We start from the raw sequence: 4058 nt of genomic DNA on the forward strand, positions 1-4058 counted from the left end.
CCGCAGGAGTCAGTGCCTGCTGCTGCGATTTCGGCAGCAGGGCATCCGCCTGTTGCTGCACCTGATCGAGCTTGGGCAGATAGTCCGCCAGCGGCTTGAGGAGATCCTGCAACGAGCTGGCCCCCTGGTAGGTCTGGCTCAGCTTGACGCTCTGCTTGAGCTTGAGGGAGTAGGAGGCGAGCTGGCTGTCATCCAGCTTCAGCTCGCCCGCCTTCTTCAGCAGATCCTCGAAGTTGCCGGAGAAGAAATTGCCCGCCAGATCGTCGATCCCCTTGACCAACTTGCCGATGGAGTCCATCTCCGCGCTGCTGAGATCCCCTTCCAGCGAGAAGCTGAAGCTCTGGCTCGACTTGAGGCTGAACTGGCTGCCGCTGTCGTCTTTATGTGACTTGATCTGCCAATTGTCATTGAAGCGCAGCACCACCTTGTCGCCATCCTTGGTCTGGATCTCCAGCGATCCCTGCTGGCGACTGGCCATTTCGGCCTGCCCCATGTCGGTGGAAGAGACCTTGCCGAAGAACTCCTTCTCGAACTGATCGAGCCCCTTCTGGATCAGCTTGTAGCTCTGATCTATGCCCGTCTTGATGTCTTCGTTATCGGTAGCCCAGTCACCCAACTGCTTGCGGGCATCACCAAAGCCCTTGTCCACTCCTTTGCGGGCCTGCTCCATCATACTGGTCAGGTCGTCGTCGGATTTGCCATCGGCCCGCGCGGCGCCAAGCCGCCCGGTGATGAACTGCAGCACATTGTCCGCCACCGACTGGAAGTCGAACAGTGTCTCCGGCGTTATCTCCTCGGGCTCTTTTGCCTTCGGAGCCTGATAACCCTGGCCATTGATCTCCAGCGCAAACTGCAACGCCTGCTGCACCAGCACCTGCGCCCATTTGGGCGGCTTGTGCAGGGAGACCTCCTCTGCGCTGCGGGTCTGCTTCTCTTGTGCCTGTTGGGGTGCCTTGGGCGAAACGCCCACCCCCTTGGTTTGGGCTGAGCCCACGCCGTCGATTTGCATAATGTGTCCTCCCACCATGCCTGTAGATCAGGTATCGGCCTGACTGAACACTTCTTGACCACAAAATACTGGACAATCTGCAACGGCCTTTTAAAATCCACACCCTTTGGGTGGCCCGTTGCCTTCCCCCGATTTCGACCCGGCCCGGCCGGCGTGCATGTGAGGTAAATCATGACCCAATCCCAGCGGACTCCCGCCGATGCTCAACCCCAGCGGGCTGTCGCCAATTCTCAGGCCCTGCGGACCCCCGCCGACTATCAGGCCCAGCTCGATGAGAAGAGCGAGCGACTCACCCAGCTGTTTACCGGGTTCAATCCGCCTTCACTGGAGGTGCATGCCTCCCCCGCCGAGCATTACCGGATGCGCGCCGAATTTCGCATCTGGCACGAGGGGGATGACCTCTTCCACTGCATGTATGCACCGGCCACCAAGGAGATCATCCGGGTCGATCACTTCCCCACCGCCAGCCTTCTGATCAACCAGCTGATGCCGCTGCTGCTGGCAGGGCTGCGCCCACACCCCGTGCTGCGCCGCAAGCTGTTTCAAATCGATTACCTCTCCACCCAATCCGGTCAGCTCTGCGTCAGCTTGCTCTATCACCGCAAGCTGGAGGCCGAGTGGCAGCAAGCCGCCGAGACGCTGCAAGCCGCTCTGCGTGCTCAGGGGTTCGACCTGCGGCTGATTGGCCGCGCCCACAAACAGAAGATCTGCCTGGGTGAGGAGTTTGTCATCGAGCGACTGACAGTGCAGGGCCGTGAGCTCGTCTACAAGCAGGTGGAGAACAGCTTCACCCAGCCCAACGCGGCCATCAATGAGCAGATGCTGGGATGGGCGCTGGATGTGACCAGGGAGAGCGAAGGCGACTTGCTGGAGCTCTACTGCGGCAACGGCAACTTCTCCATCGCCCTGGCCCAGAATTTCCGCAAGGTGCTGGCCACCGAGATTGCCAAGCCGAGCGTGGATTCCGCCCAGTTCAACATCGCCGCCAATGGCGTCGACAACCTGATCATACTGCGCATGTCGGCCGAAGAGTTCACCATGGCGATGCGTGGCGAGCGGGAGTTCAACCGCCTCAAGGGAGTCGATCTCAAGAGTTACCAGTGCAACACCATCTTCGTCGACCCGCCCCGCGCCGGTCTCGACGATGCCACCGTCAAACTGGTGCAGGAGTACGACAACATCCTCTACATCTCCTGCAACCCGGAGACACTACAAGCCAACATGCAGCTGCTTGGCGAGACCCACGAGATCGCCCGCCTCGCACTGTTTGACCAGTTCCCCTGGACTCATCACATGGAAGCCGGGGTCTACTTGAAGCGCAAGGCAGGCTGATTCGGCGGGTCTCCACGACCAGTATGACAACAGGGCCTGCGGGCCCTGTTTGATTAGTTATCCCTGTGCACGCCGGGCCGGGAGCCATTATGCTGGCGGCACGCGCATCCGCGCCACAGCCTGGGTGTCACGCCACAATGCAACGCATTCTTTTTGTTGAAGATGATCCCGAAATAGGCCAGCTCATCAGCAGCTGGCTTGTCCGCCACGACATAGAGGTGCTGCTGGAGCCCAGAGGTGACATGGCACTTGCCAGAATCGAAGCCGAGCAACCAGACCTTGTGCTGCTCGACATCATGCTGCCTGGGCAAGATGGTCTCTCCCTGTGCCGGGATCTGCGGCCACGCTTCAAGGGCCCCATCGTCATGCTCACCTCCCTCGACAGCGACATGAACCAGATCCTGAGCCTGGAGCTGGGAGCCAACGACTACATCCTCAAGACAACGCCGCCCCCTGTGCTGCTGGCTCGGCTGCGGGTCCAGTTTCGCCAGCAGGGACAGGCACCGCAAGCAGCCGTGGCCAGTACGCCGCCCCAGCGCTTGCAGTTCGGTCGCCTGCAGATCGACGGGCCGGGTCGGGATGTGCGCCTCGATGGCGACAGCATCCCCCTCTCCACCGCTGACTTCGACCTCTTGTGGGAGCTGGCCTGCCATGCGGGCCAGATCCTGGGACGGGAGGCGCTGTTTCGCAACCTGCGTGGCCGCGACTACGACGGTCAGGACCGCAGCATGGATGTGGCCATCTCCCGCCTGCGCCGCAAGCTGGGGGATGACAGCAACAACCCGACTCGCATCAAGACGGTGCGCCAGAAGGGCTATCTGCTGGTGCCCCACGCCTGGGAATCATAGGGCCATCCGCCACTGACCACGGGAGAGCACACCCAATGCGCCGTCTGTTTATCCAGTTCTACCTGCTGCTGATCGGCTGTTTCACCCTGGCCATACTGCTGGTCGGCTTTGTCTATCAGATCAGCACCGAGCGGGCGGGCGACCGCTATCTGGAGCGGATGATGCAAGGCTCCCTCAGCCTGCTCACCGGCGAACTGGCGCGATTTCCGCCGGAACACTGGCCCGCGCGCATGGGGGAGCAGAGCCGCCAGCTCACCCTGCCGCTGCAGATCGGCGCCCTCGCCAACCAGCCGCTGGCCAAGGAGGATCAGGCCTTTCTCGAGGCGGGCAACATAGCCATCGTCGAGGAGGATGACACCTTCCTGCAACGCATCCCGGGCACCGATCAGGTGCTGATCGTCGGCCCCGTGCCCTATCTCTCCTATCTGCACGAGCTGCACTGGGTCGATGTGGGGCTACTGCTGGCCATCGGTCTCTCCCTCGGTCTGCCCCTACTGCTCTGGCTGCGCCCGCACTGGCGTGGTCTGCAACGGCTCGAACAAACCGCCCGCCGGGTTGGTGACGGGGATCTCTCCAGCCGCACCGGCCTGCCCGCCGGCAGCAGCCTGGGCCGGGTGGGTCGCACCTTCGATCAGATGACGGAACAGCTGCAAGCCATGCTGGCCACTCGCAAACAGCTGACCGATGCCATCGCCCACGAGCTGCGCACCCCGCTGGTCAGGCTGCGCTACCGGCTCGCCATGCTGGATCCGCAACCATCGGCAGCGGAACAACAGGGGCTGGAACGCGATCTGGGGGCACTGGACGCCCTCATCGAGGAGATGCTCACCTACGCCAGGCTGGATCGCCCCGAGCTGCCGCTGCAATAC

Annotated in this window: 4 protein-coding genes; 3 read left to right on the forward strand and 1 reads right to left on the reverse strand. The window is 62.1% G+C overall.

Annotation, left to right across the window (positions count from 1 at the left end; genetic code table 11):
* Positions 1-1009, reverse strand: a 1009-nt coding sequence (locus AAC083_RS20510) for a DUF5610 domain-containing protein (RefSeq protein WP_108535538.1), incomplete at its 3' end; no start/stop codon positions are given.
* 171 nt (positions 1010-1180) lie between these two features.
* On the opposite strand from AAC083_RS20510, the gene trmA reads away from it, so the two are divergent.
* From trmA to AAC083_RS20525, 3 genes are all read left to right on the forward strand, one after another.
* The gene (gene trmA / locus AAC083_RS20515) at positions 1181-2341 is read left to right on the forward strand and encodes a tRNA (uridine(54)-C5)-methyltransferase TrmA (protein ID WP_258224567.1); all 1161 of its coding nucleotides are present in this window, start codon (positions 1181-1183) and stop codon (positions 2339-2341) included.
* Positions 2342-2478: 137 nt separating this feature from the next.
* Positions 2479-3189 carry a two-component system response regulator RstA gene (rstA, locus tag AAC083_RS20520; RefSeq protein ID WP_181364598.1) on the forward strand — a complete coding sequence of 237 codons (711 nt, stop codon included), beginning with the start codon at positions 2479-2481 and terminating at the stop codon, positions 3187-3189.
* A gap of 35 nt (positions 3190-3224) precedes the next feature.
* Positions 3225-4058, forward strand: an 834-nt coding sequence (locus AAC083_RS20525) for a HAMP domain-containing protein (protein WP_146181541.1), incomplete at its 3' end; no start/stop codon positions are given.

The organism is Aeromonas sp. HMWF014 (assembly GCF_963878295.1).
Taxonomy (GTDB): domain Bacteria; phylum Pseudomonadota; class Gammaproteobacteria; order Enterobacterales; family Aeromonadaceae; genus Aeromonas; species Aeromonas popoffii.